This is a genomic window from Rhodanobacter sp. Root480 (assembly GCF_001426645.1).
Lineage (GTDB): Bacteria > Pseudomonadota > Gammaproteobacteria > Xanthomonadales > Rhodanobacteraceae > Rhodanobacter > Rhodanobacter ginsenosidimutans.
Window position 1 is genome coordinate 333,771 of the sequence record NZ_LMEX01000001.1, and the last position, 19,957, is coordinate 353,727.

21 protein-coding genes are annotated in these 19,957 nt (G+C 65.6%); 12 read left to right on the plus strand and 9 right to left on the minus strand.

All coding sequences use genetic code 11. The features are described 5' to 3' along the window. Window positions 1-98: 98 nt before the first annotated feature. From gspG to gspF, 12 genes are read left to right on the plus strand one after another with little or no spacing between them, the layout of a single operon-like run. Window positions 99-485, plus strand: a complete 387-nt coding sequence (gene gspG / locus ASD22_RS01610; RefSeq protein ID WP_235577569.1) for a type II secretion system major pseudopilin GspG — start codon at window positions 99-101, stop codon at window positions 483-485. Next, window positions 415-1,020, plus strand: a complete 606-nt coding sequence (locus tag ASD22_RS01615) for a GspH/FimT family pseudopilin (RefSeq protein WP_200946306.1) — start codon at window positions 415-417, stop codon at window positions 1,018-1,020. The genes gspG and ASD22_RS01615 overlap by 71 nt, the downstream gene beginning before the upstream one ends. Further along, a complete protein-coding gene (gspI, locus tag ASD22_RS01620; protein ID WP_056078057.1) occupies window positions 998-1,393 on the plus strand; it encodes a type II secretion system minor pseudopilin GspI in 396 nt (131 codons plus the stop codon). The genes ASD22_RS01615 and gspI overlap by 23 nt, the downstream gene beginning before the upstream one ends. Beyond that, the gene (locus ASD22_RS01625) at window positions 1,390-1,980 is read left to right on the plus strand and encodes a type II secretion system protein GspJ (RefSeq protein ID WP_056078059.1); all 591 of its coding nucleotides are present in this window, start codon (window positions 1,390-1,392) and stop codon (window positions 1,978-1,980) included. Before gspI ends, ASD22_RS01625 begins: the two co-directional genes overlap by 4 nt. After that, a complete protein-coding gene (gene gspK / locus ASD22_RS01630) occupies window positions 1,977-2,897 on the plus strand; it encodes a type II secretion system minor pseudopilin GspK (RefSeq protein WP_056078061.1) in 921 nt (306 codons plus the stop codon). The genes ASD22_RS01625 and gspK overlap by 4 nt, the downstream gene beginning before the upstream one ends. A 2-nt stretch (window positions 2,898-2,899) precedes the next feature. Further along, window positions 2,900-4,102: a type II secretion system protein GspL gene (gene gspL / locus ASD22_RS01635; protein ID WP_056078063.1), complete on the plus strand. Its 1,203-nt coding sequence runs from the start codon at window positions 2,900-2,902 to the stop codon at window positions 4,100-4,102. Further along, window positions 4,099-4,602 carry a type II secretion system protein GspM gene (gspM, locus tag ASD22_RS01640; protein ID WP_056078066.1) on the plus strand — a complete coding sequence of 168 codons (504 nt, stop codon included), beginning with the start codon at window positions 4,099-4,101 and terminating at the stop codon, window positions 4,600-4,602. Before gspL ends, gspM begins: the two co-directional genes overlap by 4 nt. Continuing rightward, window positions 4,599-5,405 (plus strand): type II secretion system protein N, encoded by an 807-nt coding sequence (gspN, locus tag ASD22_RS01645; protein ID WP_162245053.1) that lies wholly within the window; start codon window positions 4,599-4,601, stop codon window positions 5,403-5,405. Before gspM ends, gspN begins: the two co-directional genes overlap by 4 nt. Continuing rightward, the gene (locus ASD22_RS01650; protein ID WP_235577472.1) at window positions 5,402-5,938 is read left to right on the plus strand and encodes a type II secretion system protein N; all 537 of its coding nucleotides are present in this window, start codon (window positions 5,402-5,404) and stop codon (window positions 5,936-5,938) included. The genes gspN and ASD22_RS01650 overlap by 4 nt, the downstream gene beginning before the upstream one ends. A gap of 34 nt (window positions 5,939-5,972) precedes the next feature. Then, a complete protein-coding gene (gspD, locus tag ASD22_RS01655) occupies window positions 5,973-8,066 on the plus strand; it encodes a type II secretion system secretin GspD (RefSeq protein ID WP_235577473.1) in 2,094 nt (697 codons plus the stop codon). Next, window positions 8,063-9,535, plus strand: a complete 1,473-nt coding sequence (gspE, locus tag ASD22_RS01660; protein ID WP_056078077.1) for a type II secretion system ATPase GspE — start codon at window positions 8,063-8,065, stop codon at window positions 9,533-9,535. The genes gspD and gspE overlap by 4 nt, the downstream gene beginning before the upstream one ends. 4 nt (window positions 9,536-9,539) lie before the next feature. Beyond that, window positions 9,540-10,745 (plus strand): type II secretion system inner membrane protein GspF, encoded by a 1,206-nt coding sequence (gene gspF / locus ASD22_RS01665; protein ID WP_056078080.1) that lies wholly within the window; start codon window positions 9,540-9,542, stop codon window positions 10,743-10,745. A 24-nt stretch (window positions 10,746-10,769) separates the two neighbouring features. Here gspF and ASD22_RS01670 read toward each other — a convergent pair whose 3' ends face one another. The 9 genes from ASD22_RS01670 to ASD22_RS01710 all read right to left on the minus strand — a co-directional run bounded on the left by ASD22_RS01670 (window position 10,770) and on the right by ASD22_RS01710 (window position 19,779). Next, complete coding sequence (locus tag ASD22_RS01670; protein ID WP_056078083.1) at window positions 10,770-11,177, minus strand: DUF3293 domain-containing protein; 408 nt, start codon at window positions 11,175-11,177, stop codon at window positions 10,770-10,772. Further along, a complete protein-coding gene (locus tag ASD22_RS01675) occupies window positions 11,170-12,573 on the minus strand; it encodes an NAD(P)/FAD-dependent oxidoreductase (protein ID WP_056078086.1) in 1,404 nt (467 codons plus the stop codon). The genes ASD22_RS01670 and ASD22_RS01675 overlap by 8 nt, the downstream gene beginning before the upstream one ends. 110 nt (window positions 12,574-12,683) lie before the next feature. Then, window positions 12,684-13,445 carry an acetoacetyl-CoA reductase gene (phbB, locus tag ASD22_RS01680; protein ID WP_056078089.1) on the minus strand — a complete coding sequence of 254 codons (762 nt, stop codon included), beginning with the start codon at window positions 13,443-13,445 and terminating at the stop codon, window positions 12,684-12,686. 111 nt (window positions 13,446-13,556) lie between these two features. Continuing rightward, entirely contained in the window at window positions 13,557-14,057 is a 501-nt protein-coding gene (gene phaR, locus ASD22_RS01685) for a polyhydroxyalkanoate synthesis repressor PhaR (protein ID WP_056078092.1), read from the minus strand. Window positions 14,058-14,147: 90 nt separating this feature from the next. After that, a complete protein-coding gene (locus tag ASD22_RS01690; RefSeq protein ID WP_056078095.1) occupies window positions 14,148-15,704 on the minus strand; it encodes a DHA2 family efflux MFS transporter permease subunit in 1,557 nt (518 codons plus the stop codon). A gap of 14 nt (window positions 15,705-15,718) precedes the next feature. Continuing rightward, window positions 15,719-16,918 carry an HlyD family efflux transporter periplasmic adaptor subunit gene (locus ASD22_RS01695; protein WP_056078098.1) on the minus strand — a complete coding sequence of 400 codons (1,200 nt, stop codon included), beginning with the start codon at window positions 16,916-16,918 and terminating at the stop codon, window positions 15,719-15,721. Then, window positions 16,905-18,395 (minus strand): efflux transporter outer membrane subunit, encoded by a 1,491-nt coding sequence (locus ASD22_RS01700; RefSeq protein WP_056078101.1) that lies wholly within the window; start codon window positions 18,393-18,395, stop codon window positions 16,905-16,907. Before ASD22_RS01700 ends, ASD22_RS01695 begins: the two co-directional genes overlap by 14 nt. A 10-nt stretch (window positions 18,396-18,405) precedes the next feature. Further along, window positions 18,406-18,930, minus strand: a complete 525-nt coding sequence (locus tag ASD22_RS01705) for a MarR family transcriptional regulator (RefSeq protein WP_056078104.1) — start codon at window positions 18,928-18,930, stop codon at window positions 18,406-18,408. Window positions 18,931-18,999: 69 nt separating this feature from the next. Then, on the minus strand, window positions 19,000-19,779 hold the full coding sequence (locus ASD22_RS01710; RefSeq protein ID WP_056078107.1) for a TatD family hydrolase: 780 nt from the start codon (window positions 19,777-19,779) through the stop codon (window positions 19,000-19,002). Window positions 19,780-19,957: the final 178 nt, after the last annotated feature.

Sequence of the window (19,957 nt, forward strand, 5' to 3'; positions counted from 1 at the left end):
GATCGAGTGTCCTGGCCGTACTTCTTCCATGCATTCAGGGGGACGCCAACGTGTCAATCCGTGTTCCATCCCAACGTGGTTTCACGCTGCTGGAATTGATGGTGGTCGTGGTGATCCTCGGCATCCTGGCAGCGTTGGTGGTGCCCAAGGTGATGAGTCGGCCGGACGAGGCGCGAGCTGCCGCGTCGCGCCAGGACGTGGCGAGTCTGATGCAGGCCTTGCAGCTTTACCGGCTGGACAACCAGCGTTACCCAACCACCGAGCAGGGGCTGCAGGCGCTGGTGCGCCGGCCGGAATCCGAGCCTGTGCCGCCCAACTGGAATCCCGAGGGTTACGTTGGTCGCTTGCCCAGGGATCCCTGGGGTCAGCCCTACCAGTACTTGAATCCCGGCGTGCACGGGGAGATCGATGTCTATGGCCTGGGTGCCGACGGTGCGCCCGGTGGTGAAGGCAACGATGCCGATCCTGGGTCGTGGACATTGTGAGGGGCGAATGCAGATGTTCGAGCCCACGACCCATGACGACGCAGATGGATTCACCTTGCTGGAGATGCTGGTCGTGGTGCTGATCATGGGCATCCTCGTTGGCACGGTCGGTGCCCGGCTGCAGCCGGGTCATCGGGACGTGTTGCGTGTCGAAGCCGCGCGGCTCGCCCAACTGTTTGAGCTTGCCGGACAGGAGGCGCGCATCACGGGTGTCGCCATCGTCTGGACGTCCAATGGCTTGGGTTATGAGTTCTGGCGGCAGGATGGCGATGGCGCATGGGTGGCGATTCGCGCTGACGACGTGCTGCGCGCCCGGCAGCTGCCGCAGGCCATGGTGATATCGCAATTGCGCAATGAAGCTGGTGCGCCGCAAGCGGTGTTGCGCCTGGAGTTTCCCGCCAGTGGTGCGATGTCCGCGTTCTCGCTGGACCTGGCGCTGGACGACGAACACTACGGCGTGGCGGCCTCACCGGTAGGCGATTTGCGCATTGCGCCGGGACTGGGGAAAACCTATGGCGACATGGCGGCGAACTAGCGCGCACGGGTTCACCCTGGTCGAGGTACTGGTAGCCCTGGCCATTGTCGCGGTGTCGCTGCTGGCGGTGCTGCGGGTGGCGGCGCAGGGTTCCAATCACCTCGGTGAATTGCGCGCCCGCCTGTTTGCCGGCTGGGTTGCCACCGACCGCCTGGCCGAACATCACGCGCGTGGCGACTGGTTGCCGGTTGGCATGCGGACGGGAATACAGCGTCAGGGTGATCTGGACCTTGGCTGGCGTGAACAGGTATCCGCGACGCCGAATCCGGCGTTTCGGCGCATCGACGTCTTCGTGTTCGAGCCGGCACGTCCGGCCCATGCTCTCGCGCACACGGTGGGCTTCGTAACGAATCCTGCGGGAGGTGGACGGTGACCGTCGACGAAGCGCGTGGCTTCACCCTGATCGAATTGTTGGCGGCGCTGCTGGTGCTGTCGCTGCTGTCGCTGATGGCCTATCGCGGGCTTGGCGTGGTGGTGGCGTCGCGCAACCACATCGAGACGGAGTCCACGAGGTGGCGGCAGACCGTGTCGTTCTTCACCCGTTTCGAAGGCGACCTGCGGCTGGCCGCGCCGCGTCCGGTACGCAACGCGTCGGGCACCATGCCGGCGTGGCTGGGTCGGGGCGATGCGGTGCGCGCGCCGCTGGTGGAGTTCAGTCGTTTCGCCGGGACCGACGGCATCGATACCCCGCACCGCGTGGGTTATGGCATCAACGATACCCATCAGGTCGAGTTGTGGATCTGGCCCGGGCTGGATCTTGCCGGCGCCGCGCCGCCGGCGCGTTACGTGGTGCTGCGGGGCGTGCGTCGTTTCGACCTGCAATACATGGGCCCGGCACTGGCCTGGAGCCGCAGCTGGCCCACCGTGTCGAGTGACCCGGCGCTGCCACGGGCGGTGCGTCTGCGCATCGAGTTCGACTCCGGCGAAACCGTGGTGCGCGTGTTCGCGCTGCGCACATGAACCAGCACGAGCGTGGGGCGGCGTTGCTCATGGCGATGGCGATCATGGCTTTTTCAGCGGTGGCGGCTACGGCGATGCTGGTCGCCTTGAGTACCTGGTCGCGCCAGGCCGAACTGCTTGCAGATCATGTGGAGGCACGAGAGCTGGTCGATGCCGGCGGCGATTGGGCCCGGGCGCTGCTGTACGACGACCGCCGCCGCAGCGGCGCCATCGACCATGCCGGGGAACCGTGGGCCTTGCAGCTGCCATCGATACCGTTCGAGAACGGTGAACTCGGTGGCCGCATCGAGGACCAGCAAGGCCTGTTCAACCTCAACAACCTGATCCGCCACGGCAAGCTCGATCTCACCCAGTACGCGCGCTTCCAGCGCTTGTTGTCGATCCTCGGCCTGCAGGTGGAGCTGGCCGGCGCCATGGCGGACTGGCTTGACGCCGACGATGTCCCGCAACCGGCGGGTGGCGCGGAGGACGCGTACTACGCATCGCTTGGCCATCCCCACCTCACCGCCAATCGGCCGCTGGTCAACCTGGATGAGCTGGCGCTGGTGCGTGGTTTCGACGGTGATGTGCGTGCGCGGCTCGCACCGTTTGTGGCGGCCTTGCCCGGCACGACCGCGCTCAACGTCAACACGGCGCCGGCCGAGGTGCTGGCGGCGGTCGTCGACGGCCTGGATCTGGCGTCGGCGCGCATGCTGGTGGCGCGCCGCGACGGTGTTTTCTATCGCAACAACGCCGACTTCCTGAGTCAGCTCGGCAGGGATGCCGCCGTACCGGGAGGGGATATTCGCGTCGGTAGCGATTACTTCCTGGTCAGCGTGCGGGTGAGCTACGGCAAGACCCAAGCACGCGGCCAATGGCTGCTGGCGCGAACCCGTGCGATGCGCTGGCCTGATGTCGTCTGGCGGAAATACCCGTGAACATGCTGCGCATCTTTTGCTCGCTGTCGGCGACGCCCGCGTCGTGCCGATGGGTACTGTTCAACGACGCCGGTGCGCATCCTGGTGCGGGCGCGCTGGCCCAATTGCCGCCGGGGGCCGCGCGGGTCGAGCTGGTGCTCGCGGCCAGCGACGTGTTGCTCGTGCGCGCGAGGTTGCCGTCGACAGGCAAGCATCGATCCGCCGCGCTGCTGGCCTACGCGGTCGAGGAACGACTGGCCTCGGACCCGGATAGCACCCAGGTGAGTATCCTGGGGCGGCTGGACGGCGAGGACGTGCTGGCGGTGGTGGACCGGTCGCGGTTGCAGGCATGGCGCGATGCGCTTGCCGCCGTCGGTATCTTGGTCGATAGCTTGCATTGCGAGACGCTGATGTTGCCGTTGCAATACGGCGGGTGGAGCCTGTGCTGGAACGGGCAGGAAGGCCATGTGCGGATCGGTGAGTTCGAAGGCGGCGCCACCGATTGCGGCGACCGGCAAACTCCGCCGCTGATGCTGATACAGCTGCTGCTGGAGGCGCGGGCGCACGCCACGGTGCCGGCCACCATCACGTTGTACCTGACGGTGCCCGAGGCAAAACCCGATCTGGAGACGTGGCAGAAGGAGCTGGGCGTAAGCCTGCGGATGGCTTCTGCGCCGGAGGCGCGTGCGGCGCCGATGTCGGCCGGGGCCGGACTCGATCAGGGCCGTCGGCGCCGGCATTTGTCCGTGGCGATGGTTGCGCGTTGGCGTCAAGTCGGCTGGATCCTGCTGGCGGCGCTGTTGCTGCATTCGGTTGCACTGTTTGCTGATCGGATGCGCCTGGCCAGTGAACAACAACAGTTGCGCCAGCAAATGGAGGCGCGCTTCCGCGCGCTGTTTCCCGATGCCGTCGCCGTGGCCGACCCCGTGTTGCAGATGCGCCGGCAGCTGGCCCGCGCGCGGCATGGTGCCAACCAACCCGATGTCGGTGATTTCCCGGTCATGCTCGGCAAGGTATCAGAGGCGTTGGCTTCTGCGCCGACCACGCAATTGCGCGCTCTGTCCTATGAGGATGGACGCATGACATTGGAACTGAAGGCGCCCGGTGATGCGCTTGCGCGTCAGGTCCAGCAGCTTCTGACGGAGGCCGGGTTTGCCGTCGACACGGTGCCAGTGGCGCATCGCGCCACCAACGGCACGGTGACATTGACGCTGAGGTCACCATGAAAAAACTCACCTGGAAACCCGTGCTGGGTGTGTGGTGGGCATCGCGTTCACCCTCCGAACGCCAGTTGATGGTTGCGGTAGCGCTGTGCCTTGGGCTGTTGATGTACGGGTGGCTGCTGCTGTCGACGACGCAGGCGCGGGCAAAGCTGCTGCCGGCGGTGGTCCGGTTGCAGGCGCAGGCCGGTCGCCAGGATCGGCAGGCGGCGGAAATCACGCGGCTCCGCGCGGCGCCAGCGTCTGCGTCGACGACGGCGGACTTGCGCCAGTTGGTGCAGCGCCAGGTGGGCGCCAGTGGATTGGGCCAGTCGCTGGCAAGCATGGAGCAGATGGATGCGGATCACGTAAAACTGGTGTTCGGTCACGTCGCCTTTGCCCGATGGCTGGCATGGGCGGACGACATGCGTACGCAACACCTGCGCTTTTCGCGGGTGCGGATCGAGTCGCAGGACACGCCCGGACAGGTAAGTGTCAGTGCCACCGTCGAACGGTCGCACCGATGACACGGCTCCGGACATGGCGTAGCGGCATCGTCGGCGGCGGCGTGGTGCTGGCGGCGTGTGCGTTGTTTCTGGTTGTGCTGGCGCCCGCCACGCTCATCGATAGCGGTTTGCGGCGCGCAACGCACGGTGTGCTGCGGTTGGCTCAGGCGCAAGGCACGTTGTGGTCGGGCAGCGGCCGGCTGGAGATTCGCGACCCGGCCAGACAAACCGGTATCGGCAAGGCCGTTGCTTGGGTGTGGCGTCCACGCTCGCTGCTGCATGGACGTCTCGGCTACCAGGTGAGCATCGACCACGCTGCAGGCTTCCCGCTGCACCTTTCCGCGCACGGGGTCGACGTCGCTGATGTCGATTTCTCGGTACCCGCCGCCGCGCTCGGGCTGGCCGTGCCGCGCATGGCATCACTGGGTTTGCGTGGTGATGTCGCCGTGCGGATCGCCCGGTTCACGCGCACGGACGACGGCGTTTGGGCAGACGCCGTCGTGACATGGAAAGACGCCGGCTCCGCCCTTACCACGGTGGCGCCGCTGGGCACGTACGCGCTTCGCATCGACAGCGTGGCCGGTGCGTTGAATGCGAGTTTGCACACCCGCAGCGGACCGTTGCAGCTGCGCGGCGGTGGGTCATGGCGCAGCGGGATGCTGTCGGATTACTCGGTCACCGCGCGCGTCGACGCCAAGGACAAGGCGCAACTCGCACCGCTGCTGCGGTTGATTGCCATCGAACGCGCCAACGGTGATTTCGCACTGCAATTCGGCCCTCCACTCAGCAACGTATCCGCGGCGAACTCGCCCGAAACCCGATGACGAGCACACGCGGCGGGAACCCGTCCGCCGCCGTAACCATCCAACCCGTGTCACCAGAGGAAAACGCATCCGTGCCATTCGGACGATCCACGCTCGCGCAAACGTCAATAGTCTTCACGATGAAGGTCGGTGCGTTGGCGCTGCTTGGTTTCGTGTGGGCGTACTGGGGCTGGGCGTGGTTCGCGCCGTCGCCGTTGCTGCAAGCCATGGAGGTTTCCGAGCCGGCCGGTCGCCTGGCGAACGCGGGCGACCTGTTTGGCAAGGCACAGGACGAGACTCATCCGGGTGCGCCGACGGCGCTGGCCGTCACCTTGTTGGGCGTCATGGCAGGGGCGCCGGCAGGGGCCGGTCATGCGCTGCTGCAACTCGGCAAGGAAGAGACGCGGTTGGTGCCTGCTGGTGGCGATCTCGCACCGGGTATCCGCGTCGAAAGCGTGTTTCCGGAGCGGGTGGTTCTGCGCCGCAACGGGGCACGTGAAACGTTGGCTTGGCCGCGAACTCTCTCTGCCACCTCAAACCTCACCGTCCAATGAAACATCGCAGGTCATCCATCCCGTGTCGATCCGCATGAAACGTTACTGGTTGCAGGCAATGGCAGCCGTTCTGGTTGCCGCCCTGGCGGCAGGGGCGGGTGCCACCGTAGCCGCGCCGGCCAATCCGCCGCTGGCGCCGGAAGATGCCGTCACGCTCAATTTCGTCAACGCGGATATCGAAGGCGTGGTCAAGGCGATGGCGGAAGTCACCGGCAAGAATTTCGTGCTCGATCCGCGCGTCAAGGGCACCGTCAACATCATCTCCGCGCAGCCGGTGGCGCGTACCGCCGTATATGACGTGTTCTTGTCGGCGTTGCGGCTGCAGGGCTTCACCGCCGTGGAGGATCGCAACCTGGTGAAGATCCTGCCTGAGGGCGAAGCCAAGCTGCATCGCAATGCGGCGCACGGCCAGCCCGCCGCCAGTGACGCCATCCAGACGCGGGTATTCACCCTGGGTCATCAATCGGCAGTGCAACTGGTGCCGACGCTGCGTCCTCTGGTTGCACCGAACAACACCATCACGGCGCTGCAGGACAGCAACACGCTGATCATTACCGACTATGCCGGCAATCTTGAACGGCTGGCCGGCATCATCGCGGCGATTGACCAGCCCGAGGATGCGGGCGCCGCGATGATCGTGCTGCGACATGCCTCCGCGCTGGATGCCGCACGGACGATCAACCGCCTGTTTGCACCGGCCGCGCAAGCGCTGAAGACGTTGCAGGGTAGCGATCCGACCCAGCGCATCGCGGTTATTGCCGATGCGCGTTCCAACAGCCTGTTGGTGCGCGCGATGGATCCGGCGCGACTTGCGCAGATCCGGCAGTTCGTGGCGATGCTGGATTCGCCGACCAGCGCGGCCGGCAACGTGCATGTGGTTCACCTGAAGAATGCCGAGGCGGTGAAGCTTGCCGAAACCCTGCGTGGCATCCACATGGGCAGCGTGTCGTCGCCGGTGCAGACCTCGGGCTCGCCCATGCCGCCGGACGCGGACGCAACGGGCGCCGGCGCCGGCGCGAGTTTTACCAGCAGCCTGCAGGCGTCTGCCGGTGGCAGCAGCATGTCGGACATGGGTGACGCCACCTCGCCAGTGGCGGTCAGCACGGCGGGCATCATCCAGGCCGACGCGGCGACCAACTCGATCATCATCACGGCGCCGGACGCGATCTACAACAACCTGCGCGCCGTGGTGGAGAAGCTCGATGCGCGCCGGTTGCAGGTTTATGTCGAGGCATTGATCGTCGAGCTCAGCGCGGGCAAGAGCGGCGAATTCGGTATCCAGTGGCAGGATCTCGGCGGCATCGGGAAGTCGGGTACGCAAGTGTTCGGCGGCACCAACTTCGGCGGCGTGGGGCAGAACATCATCGGCATCGCGCAGAACCCGGCCAGCGCCGGCCCCGGATTGAATATCGGCACGATGCGCGGAACCGTGACCGTGGGCGGCGAGCAGATCCTCAACCTGGGCCTGCTCGCGCGTGCTCTGGAAACGGACAGCAATGCCAACATCCTGTCCACGCCAACCTTGCTTACCCTCGACAACGAGGAGGCGCGGATCGTGGTTGGCCAGAACGTTCCGTTCATCACCGGCCAATACGCGGTCTCGGGGGCGGCGACGACGCCCTCGCCGTTCCAGACCATCGAGCGCAAGGACGTTGGCCTGACCCTGAAAATCCGTCCGCAGATATCCGAAGGCGGGGTCGTGCGCCTGCAGATCTACCAGGAAGTTTCGAGCGTGGCCGACACCGCCAATCCAGCCGGGGTGATCACCAATACGCGCTCGATCGAATCGACGGTGCTTGTCGACGATGGACAGATCATCGTGCTGGGCGGCCTGATCCAGGACGCGGTCAACGGCGGCGTGTCCAAGGTGCCCGTGCTGGGGAGTATTCCACTGCTGGGTGGCCTGTTTCGCTACAACAACCATTCGCGCACCAAGACCAACCTGATGGTGTTCCTGCGTCCGACCATCCTGCGCGACTCGCAAAATGCCGGCGCGTTGGCCGGCGAGCGGTATGACTACATTCGCGGCGAACAACTACGTGCCGATCCCGTACCCGGTGCGGTGCATCGCAACGATCCACTTCCCCTGTTGCCGAACCTGCCCGTCGCCGCGGACGACCCGCAGTGAGCAAGCCGCCCGTACCCTATGCCTTCGCCAAGACCTATGGAGTGGCGGTAACCGGGCTTGACGGCAGTAGTGCCGCTGCGGTCATGCGACGCGACGCGCCGGCCGGCGCGCTGGCGGAGTTGCGTCGCGCGCTGGGCGTGCCGGTTCGGGTGGAGCGCATCAGTGACGGTGAGTTCGACGAGCGTATTTCCACCTTGTACAACGGTGCCGGCGAAGGCGCCGCCGCGCTGGCGGACGACCTGGCGCAAGACCTCGACCTGTCTCGCCTGCTGCAGGAAATCCCCCGCGTCGAGGACTTGCTGGACAGCCAGAACGATGCGCCGCTGATTCGTCTGATCAACGCGTTGCTGACCCAGGCGCTGCACGAAGGTGCTTCGGACATCCATATCGAACCGTTCGAGTCGCGCTCGGTGGTGCGCTTGCGCATCGACGGGACGCTGCACGATCTGATTGAGCCGGCGCAGGCGCTGCACACGGCCATCGTGTCGCGCATAAAAATCATGGCGCAACTCGATATCGCCGAGAAGCGCCTGCCGCAGGATGGCCGCATCGCGCTGCGCGCGGCGGGAAAGCCGATCGACGTACGCGTATCGACGATTCCCACCGGTCACGGTGAACGCGTGGTGCTGCGCCTGCTGGACAAGCAGGCGGGGCGATTGGACCTGTCGCGTCTGGGCATGGCTCCGGCAACGCTGGCCCGGATGGATGCGTTGATCCATGAGCCGCACGGCATCATCCTGATGACCGGCCCTACCGGCTCAGGCAAGACCACCACCTTGTACGCTGCGCTGTCGCGCCTGGATCCCAAGGCGCTGAATATCATGACCGTCGAGGATCCGATCGAATACGACCTCGACGGCATCAGCCAGACGCAGATCAACAGCCGCATCGAGATGACGTTCGCGCGCGCCTTGCGCACCATCCTGCGGCAGGACCCGGACGTGGTCATGATCGGCGAGATCCGCGATCTGGAGAGCGCCGAGATCGCCATCCAGGCCAGCCTCACCGGCCACCTGGTGATCACCACGCTGCATACGAACGATGCCGTGAGCGCGGTCACCCGGTTGGTCGACATGGGCGTCGAGCCATTCCTGCTCGCTTCCAGCCTGATCGGCATTGGCGCCCAACGCCTGGTGCGCAAACTGTGCCTGAAGTGCCGCGAGCCACTGGATGACAACGCCGGGCAGCTGCGCAGCCTGGGGCTGGTATCCACGGCGGGTCATTTCCATGGGCCACGCGGTTGCCCCGCATGCAACCGATCCGGCTACAAGGGACGCACGGGTATTTATGAATTGCTGGCCGTGGACGATGAACTGCGCAAGCTCATTCACGACCGGGCCGATGAACAGACGCTGCGCGAGCATGCTGGCGGACACGGCATGCGCTCGCTGCGCGAGGACGGCATGCGACTGGCGGCCGAAGGCACGGTGAGTGTCGAGGAAGTGTTGCGCGTCACCCGCGCGAGGTGATGGCATGGAGGCGTTCCTCTATCGCGCGTTCGACGTTGCTGGCCACTCGCGCTCCGGTGTGCTGCAGGCCGATTCGCCGCGTCAGGCGCGTGCATGGCTGCGCGCGCAGGGGTTGTATCCGGAGCGCGTCGAGCGGGTGCGCAACCGGCAACGCGCCACGTCGCCGTGGTCGCGCGGCATCCCCGCCGCCGAGCTGAGTTTGCTGACACGTCAGCTGGCCATGCTGTTGGCGTCGGGCTTGACCATGGAGCAGGCGCTGACAGCGTTGATCGAGGAAGTCACCGCGCCACGGACGCGCGAAGTGCTTGGTGGCATCAAGGCCGAGGTTACTGCCGGGCTTTCACTGGCCGCGGCACTGGGCGTCTACGGCCGCAGCTTTCCGGACTATTACAGGGCGCTGGTGCGTGGCGGCGAGGAGTCCGGCGCACTGCCCGTGGTGCTGCAACATCTTGCCGATTACCTGGACGCCCGCCAGGCGCTGCATCAGAAAACCAGCCTCGCGCTGCTCTACCCGATGCTGGTCACCTTTGTCGCCATCTGCGTGGTTACCGGCTTGCTGGTGTATGTGGTGCCACAGATCGTGCAGGTTTTTCAGCAGTCGCGGCAAAGCCTGCCACTGCTTACCCGCGGCTTGATCGCGGTTTCCGATTTCCTGCGCGGCGCGGGGCCCTGGCTTGCTGGCGCAGGCCTTTGCATCGCGATGGGGGCGCGTCTCGCGCTGCGGCTGGAGCGCTATCGACGTCGCTGGCATGCGCTGGTGTTGCGCATGCCCTGGTTCGGCCCGGTGGTTCGCGGGCTGAATACTTCACGCTTTGCCAGCACCCTGGCAATTCTGGTCGGTGGTGGCGTGCCGTTGCTGGCGGCGCTCGATTACGGCGCCCGCGCGATGTCCAACCGGGTCATGCATGACGGCATCAGGGCAGCCATTGAGCGCGTGCGTGAGGGCGAAGGCCTGGCCCGTGCGCTGACGGCAACGCGGATCTTTCCACCGCTCATGCTGCACCTGGTCGGCAGCGGGGAAGCCAGCGGCAAGCTCGAACCGATGCTGGAGCGCGCCGCACAGCTTGAAACGCAGGTGCTCGAACGACGGTTGGCGGTGCTGCTGACCTTGCTCGAGCCGGTCATGATCCTGGTGATGGGGGGCGTGGTGCTGGTGATCGTGCTTGCCATCCTGTTGCCGATCATGGAGATCAACCAACTGGTGCATTGAGTCGGCCGCACCATCGCCATGGGGTCACTCCAGCAATCGAAGCTGCGCGGGGCTACCCGTTTGACCATGTACATACGCCAGTTGCGAGTGTTCCCGCGCCAGGCGATCCAGCACGGTCACGTCGGGCCCGATCACGAACAGGGTCGGTTCGATCCATCCGCTGGTGCCGACTCCGATCGCGGGGTAGACGCTGGCATCGGGCTGGCGCTGCAACGCATCCAGCAACGCGTGCTGTGCGGCAAGGTTTTCTTCGGGTGAGCGGCGGCGTGCCTGTGGGTTCCATGCCGTGATGAAAGCCCACGAGCGCATGCCGACCACGTTGGTCAGCGTGCCGGGCAGCGGCAGGTCGACGCGCACCGTGGCCCAATTCACGGTGTCGATGCAGGTGTGATAGGCGGTTGAGCGGAAGGCTTCGAGCAGGATCTCATCCATGACGTAGCTCCGGTAGTGGTGCCAGCGTGGAAACGAAGCGCTGCGCGGCGGTGTCGATGTCGATCGTCGCCACGTCGGGGGTTTCACGCAGCAACTGTTCCAGCAGTGCGTCCTGGGCTTGACCGCGTTCGAGTGCGTAACGGTAGGGAAGATGGGTAAAGGTCACCATGCGATAACGTGCCATGTAATGGGTGGGAATGCGTGCGGCCAGCAAGGCGCCGAGCTCACGCTTGGCAAGATAATGCGGATCGGCCACCGAGTCGCGCATTTCGATGTAGTTTTCCAGCGCCATGCGGGCGATGGCGTCGGCGTTGGGTTGGCGCTGGCGCTGGAACTCGGCGAATACTTCGGCGTGGTCGTCGCGCGCTTCGGCCAGCAGGTTGGCCAGCACCACGGTGTCTTCGAAGCCGCAATTCATGCCCTGGCCGTGGAACGGCACGATCGCATGCGCCGCATCGCCGATCAGCAGGGCGCGGCCATCGAGGTGCCAGCGTTGCAGATAGAGCGTGGACAGCGTGCCGATGGGGTTGTGTTCGAAATCCTCGGCGAAACGCGGCATCAGCGGCAGCAGGCCGGGGAACTGTTCCGTGAAGAATGCGGCCGCCGCCGCGGCATCGGGCAGAGTGGCGAAGCTTGGCGCGGCACCTTGGCTCGGCAGGAACAAGGTGACCGTGAAACTGCGTTCGGTGTTCGGCAACGCGATGCACATGTAGCTGCCGTGCGGCCAGATGTGCAGTGCGTTCGGCTCCAGCGCGAAGCCGTCGCGGCCCTCACCGGCTTGCAGCACGGCCGCGGGCAGCTCGCTTGCGGGAGGGATTTCCAGTTCCTTGTAACCGTGATCCAGCGGCTCGACCCGCTCGCCCAATGGCGTGTGTGCGTTCATCGCGGCGCGCAAGGCCGAGCCGGCGCCATCGGCGCCGATCAGCAGGCCCGCCGACAGTTCGCGCTCGACGCCGTTGGCGTCCGCCAGCCGGATGCGCTGCCGGTCGAAGTCCACGGTGGTCAGCGCCTGGTCGAAGTGGAACTTCGCGCCAGCGGCTTCCGCCGCATCCAGCAGCAACGTGTTCAATGCGCCGCGCGAGACCGACCAGATCACTTCGCTGTCGTCGATGCCATAGCGCTGCAAGCCGTGCTGGCCATCGCGGTCGTGCACCATACGCCCGCGCATCATCACCGCGCGTTGCAATACGTCGTCGGCCAGTCCGGTGCTGCGCAAGGCGTGCAGGCCGCGTTCGGCCAATGCCAGGTTGATCGAGCGACCACCGAGGAATCCCGCCTGGCGCGGATCGGGTCGCTTCTCGAACACATCGACCGCAAACCCGCGCTGCGCCAGTTGCTGCGCCAGCAACGCGCCAACCAGGCCGCCGCCGATGAGGGTGATGGGGTGTTGCGACATGCGGCGATCCGTGGAGGGAATCCGCCCACTGTTCCGCAAGCGCGCTCAGACTGCAATGCCGCCGTGGACGCCGTTCGTGCCGCCCGTCCGTGGATGGGGCGGCGCGGTGCTCAGAAGCTCATGAAATAGCCGCCGTTCACCGGCAGGTTGGCGCCGGTGATGTAGCCGGCGTCGTCGGCGGCAAGGAAGCATACGGCGCGGGCGATATCGGCAGGCGAGCCGAGCCGTCCCACCGGGATGCCGGCGATGATCTGCGCGCGCACATCTTCCGCAACGGCGGCCACCATCGGCGTATCGCAGTAGCCGGGCGAGACCGTGTTGACAGTGACGCCCTTGCGTGCCGTCTCGCGCGCCAGCGCCATGCTGAAGCCGTGCACGCCGGCTTTTGCGGCCGAGTAATTGGTCTGTCCGAACTGGCCGGTCTGGCCGTTGACCGAGCTGATGTTGACGATGCGGCCGAAGCCACGCGTGGTCATGCCATCGATCGTGTTGCGGCACATGTTGAACACGCCGTCGAGATTCACCTGCATCAATTCATGCCATTGCTGCGGTGTCATCTTGCGCAGGCTGGCGTCGCGGGTGATGCCGGCGGCATTGACCAGGATGTCCACGCCGCCATGCTGTTGCTCGATGCGGGCGATCAACTGCTGGCAATTGTCGAAGTCGCTGATGTCGCCCGGCTCGAACGTGACCGTGCCGGCGACGTCCGCCATTTCCTGGCGGAAGGCGGCGATGCGTTCGTCGCGCGCGGCCAGGTCGATGGCGATCACCTGCCGACCCGCCTGCGCCAGCTGACGGCAGATCTCACTGCCCAGGCCACCGATGCCGCCGGTGACCAGCGCAACGCGTTTCGGGGAAGTCGCTTCGTTCATGGGGTGCTTTCCACGCGTGATCATGCCGCAAAGCAGCACGAATCATGCTGCAGTTGCGATAGGGGAAATCGGGTGCGCAGCACGCGTGGCGTGCTGCGCGGGTGACGCGGATCAGCCGGCTTTCTTGCCGCTGCGGCCGGTGCTGCCGGACGGGGTCGGAACGACCTGCGCGGCGGTGTTCATCAGGCCTTCCTGCATCGCCTTCCACGCGGCCATGTTGCGCTCGGTGAGGTCGTTCAGGGTGTTCCAGGGCGTTTGCCCCATCAGGCTGTTGAGCTGGCTGCGGAACTGCGTCTGCTGGTCGAGAAACACCTGCAGGCTGCGCTCCAGATAAGGCCCCATGAAGCCTTGCAGCGAATTGCCGTAGAACCGGATGATCTGGCTGAGCAACTCGGGCGACAGCATCGGCTGGCCCTTGTCCTCGTGCTCGGAGATGATCTGCAGCAGGACCGAGCGGGTCAGGTCCTCGCCACTCTTGGCGTCCCTGACTTCGAAATCCTCATTGTCGAGCACCAACTGACGGATTTCTTCCAGCGTGATGTAGCTGGAAATTTCCGTGTCGTACAAACGACGATTCGGATACTTCTTGATGATGCGTTTGGTTTGTGCCATGCAGAACAAGCTAACAGAAGGTATTGCATTGCACCAGTTCCAACGGGGTGGTCCATGTTGCACTTGCCGAACGCAGCAATTGGTGGTTGGTCAATGACCTGCAGCGCCGCTGGCGTTGCCAAAAGGTGGCTTGGCGAGCCACAGCAGCGGGATCATCGCCAGGAACATCACGGCGCATACCAGGTACACATCGTTGACCGCCAGGGTCAGCGCTTCGCGGCTGATCAACTGCTCGACCACGCCCAGACTTTGCTGCAGTGAGAAGCCGCCGTGCTGCAATTGCTGCAGGAAGCTGTCGGCCGCCGGCGCGGCCGGCGTGATGTGCTCGGTCAGCACGGCGTGGTGATAGTCGCCGCGGTGCTGCCACAGCGTCACAGTGGCCGCGGTGGACACGCTGGAACCCAGCGTGCGACAGAAATTGGCCAGGCCCGACGCGCTGGCAATCTGGTCCGCTCCCAGTCCCGACAGATACATCTGGTTGAGCGGGATGAAGAAGCACGCAATGCCGATGCCCATCACGAAGCGCGGCCATACCAGGGTGGAGAACGAGGCCGAACTGTCGAAGCTGGCGAACCAGAACGAGGTGGCGGCGAACACGATGAACGCGAACGTCACCACTGCACGCAGTTCCAGTCGCTGGATGTTCGCGCCGATGATCGGTGCCATCAGGAACGCCAGCACACCCACCGGCGCGCTGGCCAGGCCGGCCCAGGTGGCGGTGTAACCCAGGGTGATCTGCAGCCACAGCGGAAACACCACGTTGATGCCGAAGAACGCCATCATGCCCAGCGACAACGCCACCACCGCCACGGTGAAGTTGCGGCTCTTGAACAGCGACAGCTCGATCACCGGATGCTTGGCGTACAGCTCCCACACGATCAGGAACGTCAGGCACACCAGCGCGGTGATGCCCAGCGCCAGGATCATCGGCGAGGCGAACCAGTCGTTGTCGTTGCCGTTGTCCAGCATGAATTGCAGCGCGCCCACGCCCACCACCAGCAGCACCAGCCCGATCACGTCGATCGGCATCTTGAAGGTCTTGGTTTCGCGCTTGCGCAGCAATACCCAGGTGACGATCGCCGCCAGCGCGCCCACCGGCACGTTGATGTAGAAGATCCACGGCCACGAGAAATTGTCGGTGAGCCAGCCGCCCAGGATCGGTCCGAAGATCGGCGCCACCACCACCGTCATCGCCCACAACGCCAGCGCGATACCCTGTTTCGCCTTCGGATAACTGGCCAGCAGCAGCGACAGTGACAACGCCACCATCGGGCCCGAACCGGCCCCCTGCATCAGCCGGCAGATCACCAGCATCGGCATGCTGGTGGCCAGGCCGCACAGCATCGAGAACAGCACGAACAGCAACACCGATCCCACGAAGGTTTTCACTTCGCCGAAGCGGCGCGCCAGCCAGCCGGTGAGCGGCTGCATGATCGCGCTGGCCAGCGCGTACGAGCTGATCGTCCAGGTGCCCTCGCTGGGGCTCACGCCCAGGCTGCCCGCAATGTGCGGCACGGACACGTTGACGATCGTCATGTCCAGCACCTCCATGAAGGTGCTGAAGGCGACGGCGATGGTCAGCAGCACCAGCGCGCCGCCTTGCAACGGCTTCAGTGGCTGTGCGTCATCGTTGGGTGTGGCGGCCATGCGGTCGACCCGGTTCAGTGGATGTCGTCGGGGAGATTGGCGCGGATGACCTGTTCGGCTTCCGCGTCGGCCTTGCTCGCCATCTGCTCATAGACGGTGGTTTGCGCCACCGGCTGGTTCGCCGGCGTCGCCGCCAGCACGCGCCCATCGTCATTCGTGATATCCACCGTGACCGTGGTGGAGAGGCCGATGCGCAGCGGATGCTTGTCCAGCTCGGTGTTGTCCAGCGAGATGCGTACCGGTACGCGCTGCACCACCTTGATCCAGTTGCCGGTGGCGTTTTGCGCCGGCAACAGCGAGAACACGCTGCCGGTGCCGGCGCCCAGGCCGACCACCTTGCCGTGGAATTCCGCGTCGCTGCCGTAGGTATCCGATTCGATCGTGGCGGGCTGGCCGATGCGGATGTGGCGCAGCTGGCTTTCCTTGAAGTTGGCCTCGATCCACAGGTTGTGCAGCGGCACCACGGTCATCAATTGCTGCCCGGGTTGCACGCTGTTGCCAAGCTGTACGCTGCGCTGGGCCACGTAGCCGGACACCGGTGCATAGATGGCGTTGCGTTGCGCCGCCACCCAGGCGGCGCGGAAGTTGGCACGCGCCTGCATCACGGCGGGGTTTTTCGCCACGTCGGTGCCCGCGATCGCCGCGTGTGCCGCGTCCGCCTGAGCCTGGGCCGCGGTGACGGCAGCACGGGCCTGCTCCACGCCGTCGCGCAGATGCTGCACCACCTCGGGCGACTCGGCGTGCGCGGCGAGCAGGGGCAGGTGGCGTTGGAGGTCGGCTTCGGTTTTCTTCAGATCGATCCGGCGGGCCGCGAGCTGGGCGTCGGCGCCACTGGCCGAGCTGGTCTGCTGGCGCACGCCGCGCACGGCCTGCGCCAGCGCGCTGCGTGCCTGCTGCAGGCGAACTTCCGCATCGGTGCTGTCCAGCTTCACCAATACCTGGCCGGCTTCCACCCGCTGGGTGTCGTCCGCCAGGATCGCCACCACGGTGCCCGGCACCTGTGCCGATATCGCCACCTGGTTGCCGCCGACGTAGGCGTTGTCGGTTTTCACGCGGGTGGATAACACGAACAACCACAACAAAAACCAGCCGATACCGGCCAACACGAACACGGCGCCGACGATCAGCAGAGCGCGCCGGCGTTTGCGCGGGTCGGTGGCCGCCATGCCGCTGTCGCCGGCCAGGGATGACTTGTCGGACTCAGTGGCGCTCATGATCGGCGGCTCCGGTAATGGGGGAAATGGGGGCGGTGTGCGCGGCGGCGGCGGGTGTGCCGGCACGCCGGTAACCGCCGCCCAGGGCCTTGATCAAAGCAAGGTCGTTGCTCAACGCCTGCGCCTGCAATTGCACGGCGGCATCACGCTGTTGCAGCAGCTGGGCTGTCGCGGCGAGGCTTTCACGGGCATCGCGCACGCCTTGGCGGCGACGGGCTTCGGCGTTGGCCAGCAGTTGCCGGTTGGCATCCACTTCGGACTGCTGGGCTTGCCGCCGTGCCGCGATCTGTTCGGCGCCCAGGGCCTGCGTCGCCACTTCACGCGCGGCGGTCAGCACGGTGCTGTTGTATTGCGCCACGGCGCTGTCGAGCTGGGCTTTGCTCAAGCCGTAATTGGCCTTGAGCGAGCCGCCGTTGAAGATGGGCAGATGCAGGGCCGGCGTCAGCGCGAACGTGCGGCTTCCGGCGGTGAGCAGTTTGCCCATGTCGATGCTGGACAACCCCGCCATGGCGGTAATGCCGATATCCGGAAAGAAGGCCGCCCGCGCCGCATCGGTTTTCTTCAGCGCCGCTTCCACCTGCCATCGGCTGGCCGCGATATCCGGTCGGCGGGCAATCAGGTCGAGGCGGGCGTCGGCGGGAATGCCACGCACCACGCTGGGCAATGGGCGCGGGTGCAGTTCGGGCAGTTGCTCAGGGGCGATCCCCAGCAAGGCGGCGAGGGCCACCTTGCGGATCTGCGCCGAGCCATCGATGGCAATGCGCATGCCGCGGATGGCGGCCACCTGCGCCTGCGCCCGCTGTGCTTCGTCGGGGAGATCCACGCCTTGCTTCACGCGCAATTGCGCGATCTGCGCCAATTGCTGCTGGGTGGACAGCAACCGATCGATCAACTGCAGCCGCGCCTGGTCGGCCTGCCAGCCGAAGTAGGTGTCGGCGACGGCGTACTGGATCGCCAGCGCGGCGGCACTGCGTTGCGCTTCGGCGGCGTGGGCCTGGTCCAGCGCTGCTTCCACCGTGGCGCGCTTCTTGCCCCACCAGTCGAAATCGTATTGAAGCTGCAGCCCGATGTCGGCCTGGTTGTACCAGGTGAAACCCAGAAACTCGGCGGGGATCAGCCCGTGCTCGCTCATCCGCTGGCGCGATACCTGCGCATTGCCGTTGATCGACAAGCCCATCTGCGCGGCCGCCAATCGCACCGACGCCTGGGCACTCTGCACTCGGCTCTGGGCCAGGGCGATATCCGGCGACTGCTGCAGCGCGCGATCCATCAGGCCATCCAGCTGGGGATCGTCGTAGTGGCGCCACCATTGCGCCGCGGGCCAGCCGGCGCGGGCGGGTGCGTTCAGGCCGGCCAGTGGCACGTCGTCGCGCAATACGGGGTGATCCAGTTTCGCGGGCGCCCGCGCGCACGCGGCCAGCGCCAGCACGATCGTCGCGGTCAGCAATGGCCGGCCGCGGAGCAGGGCATGCTTCATCGAATGTCCTTCATGGATGGGAGTGCTCGCTCAACCGGTCGAGGTTGCCGGCCAGTTTGCGCAACAGGCGGTCGAGGTGGCGTTTATCGGTGGCGCTGAAGCTTTGGAACATGGTGTCGATGCGGGGAAACATCGGCGGCAGCATCTCTTTCACGAAACGCCGGCCGGCAGCGGTGATGCGGATCACCACGCGCCGCCGATCCGCTTCGCTGGCGCCGCGCGTGATCAGGCCGCGCCTGGCCAGTGCGTTGGCGATGCGGGTCATGTTGGTGGCACCCTGGGTGGCGAATTCGCACAGCTCGCCTGGCGTGGAGCTGCCATCCGGTCGGCTGTACAGGATCATCAAGGTCAGGAATTCGCTGTGGTTGAGCTTGTACGGCTTGAGCTTGAACGCCAGCTCCTGGTCGATCCCTTCGCCCACCATGAGCAGCAACCGGCACAACCGTGCCTCGACGGCCGGCATAGTGGGGATGATCTGGCTGACGCGGTCGATGCCTTCGTCCATCAGATCGATGCATGTTGTCAGCTTGGCCATTTCACCAGCGGATATTTCATCGGTGAAGTAAACATAGCAAGGTGTGACGAATTCGTGCAAACGCGCCGGTCAGGCGTTGCGCTGCGCCAAGCCGAACAGCCGGTGGGCATTGGCGGTGGTGGCGGCAGCGATCTCCGCCTCGGATTCGTCGCGCAGCGCGGCGATGCAGCGCAAGACGTCCGCCACCCGCGCCGGCTCGTTCCGCTGCCCGCGATGCGCCGCATCGGGTTGGTCGGGGGCGTCGCTTTCCAGCAACAGGAACTCCAGTGGCATGTGACTGACGATGCGGCGCAGGCGCTGTGCACGTTCATAGGTCACCGGGCCGCCGATGCCGAGGCAGAAGCCGATGTCCCACAAGTGCTGCGCCTGCTGCTCGCTGCCCGAAAAGCTGTGCACCACGCCGCGCAGGCCGGCGACGCGCCGCAGGGTGAGGATCACTTCCTCCAGCGCGCCGCGCGCGTGCACGATGACCGGCAAGCCGCGTGCACGCGCGATGTCCAGCTGGCGCGCAAAGATGCGCCGCTGCAGATCGTGGTCGATACCCTCGACATGAAAATCCAGGCCGATTTCCCCCACGGCAACGGCGTGGTGATCGTCCAGCCATGAAGACAGTGCGTCCACATGCGCGGGCGCATCCTCGCCAAGGAACATGGGATGCAGGCCGTAGGCGGGGTGCGTCTGCGGGTAGTTGCTGCACAGGTCATGGATGTGCGGCCAGCTGGTTGTGTCGGTGGCGGGTATCAAGACGTGGGCAATACCGGCTTCGGTGGCCCGCGCCATTACCGCATCGAGATCGGATTGGAATCGTCCGTCATCCAGATGTGCGTGGCTGTCCACAATTTCGATCATGGTTTTATCCAGAAGGGCCCGAACTGCGAATTCGATGTGAAAATGAGGCAGGGGTGCAAGCTAGCCCCGATTCAGTTGATTCAATGTTCAATGGAAACACGGTTATGGCGACGCATGGGCGTCCCCGGGGATCGTCGTTCAGGACAGTCGTTCGAAAACAACCGTTAAAACAGAGGAG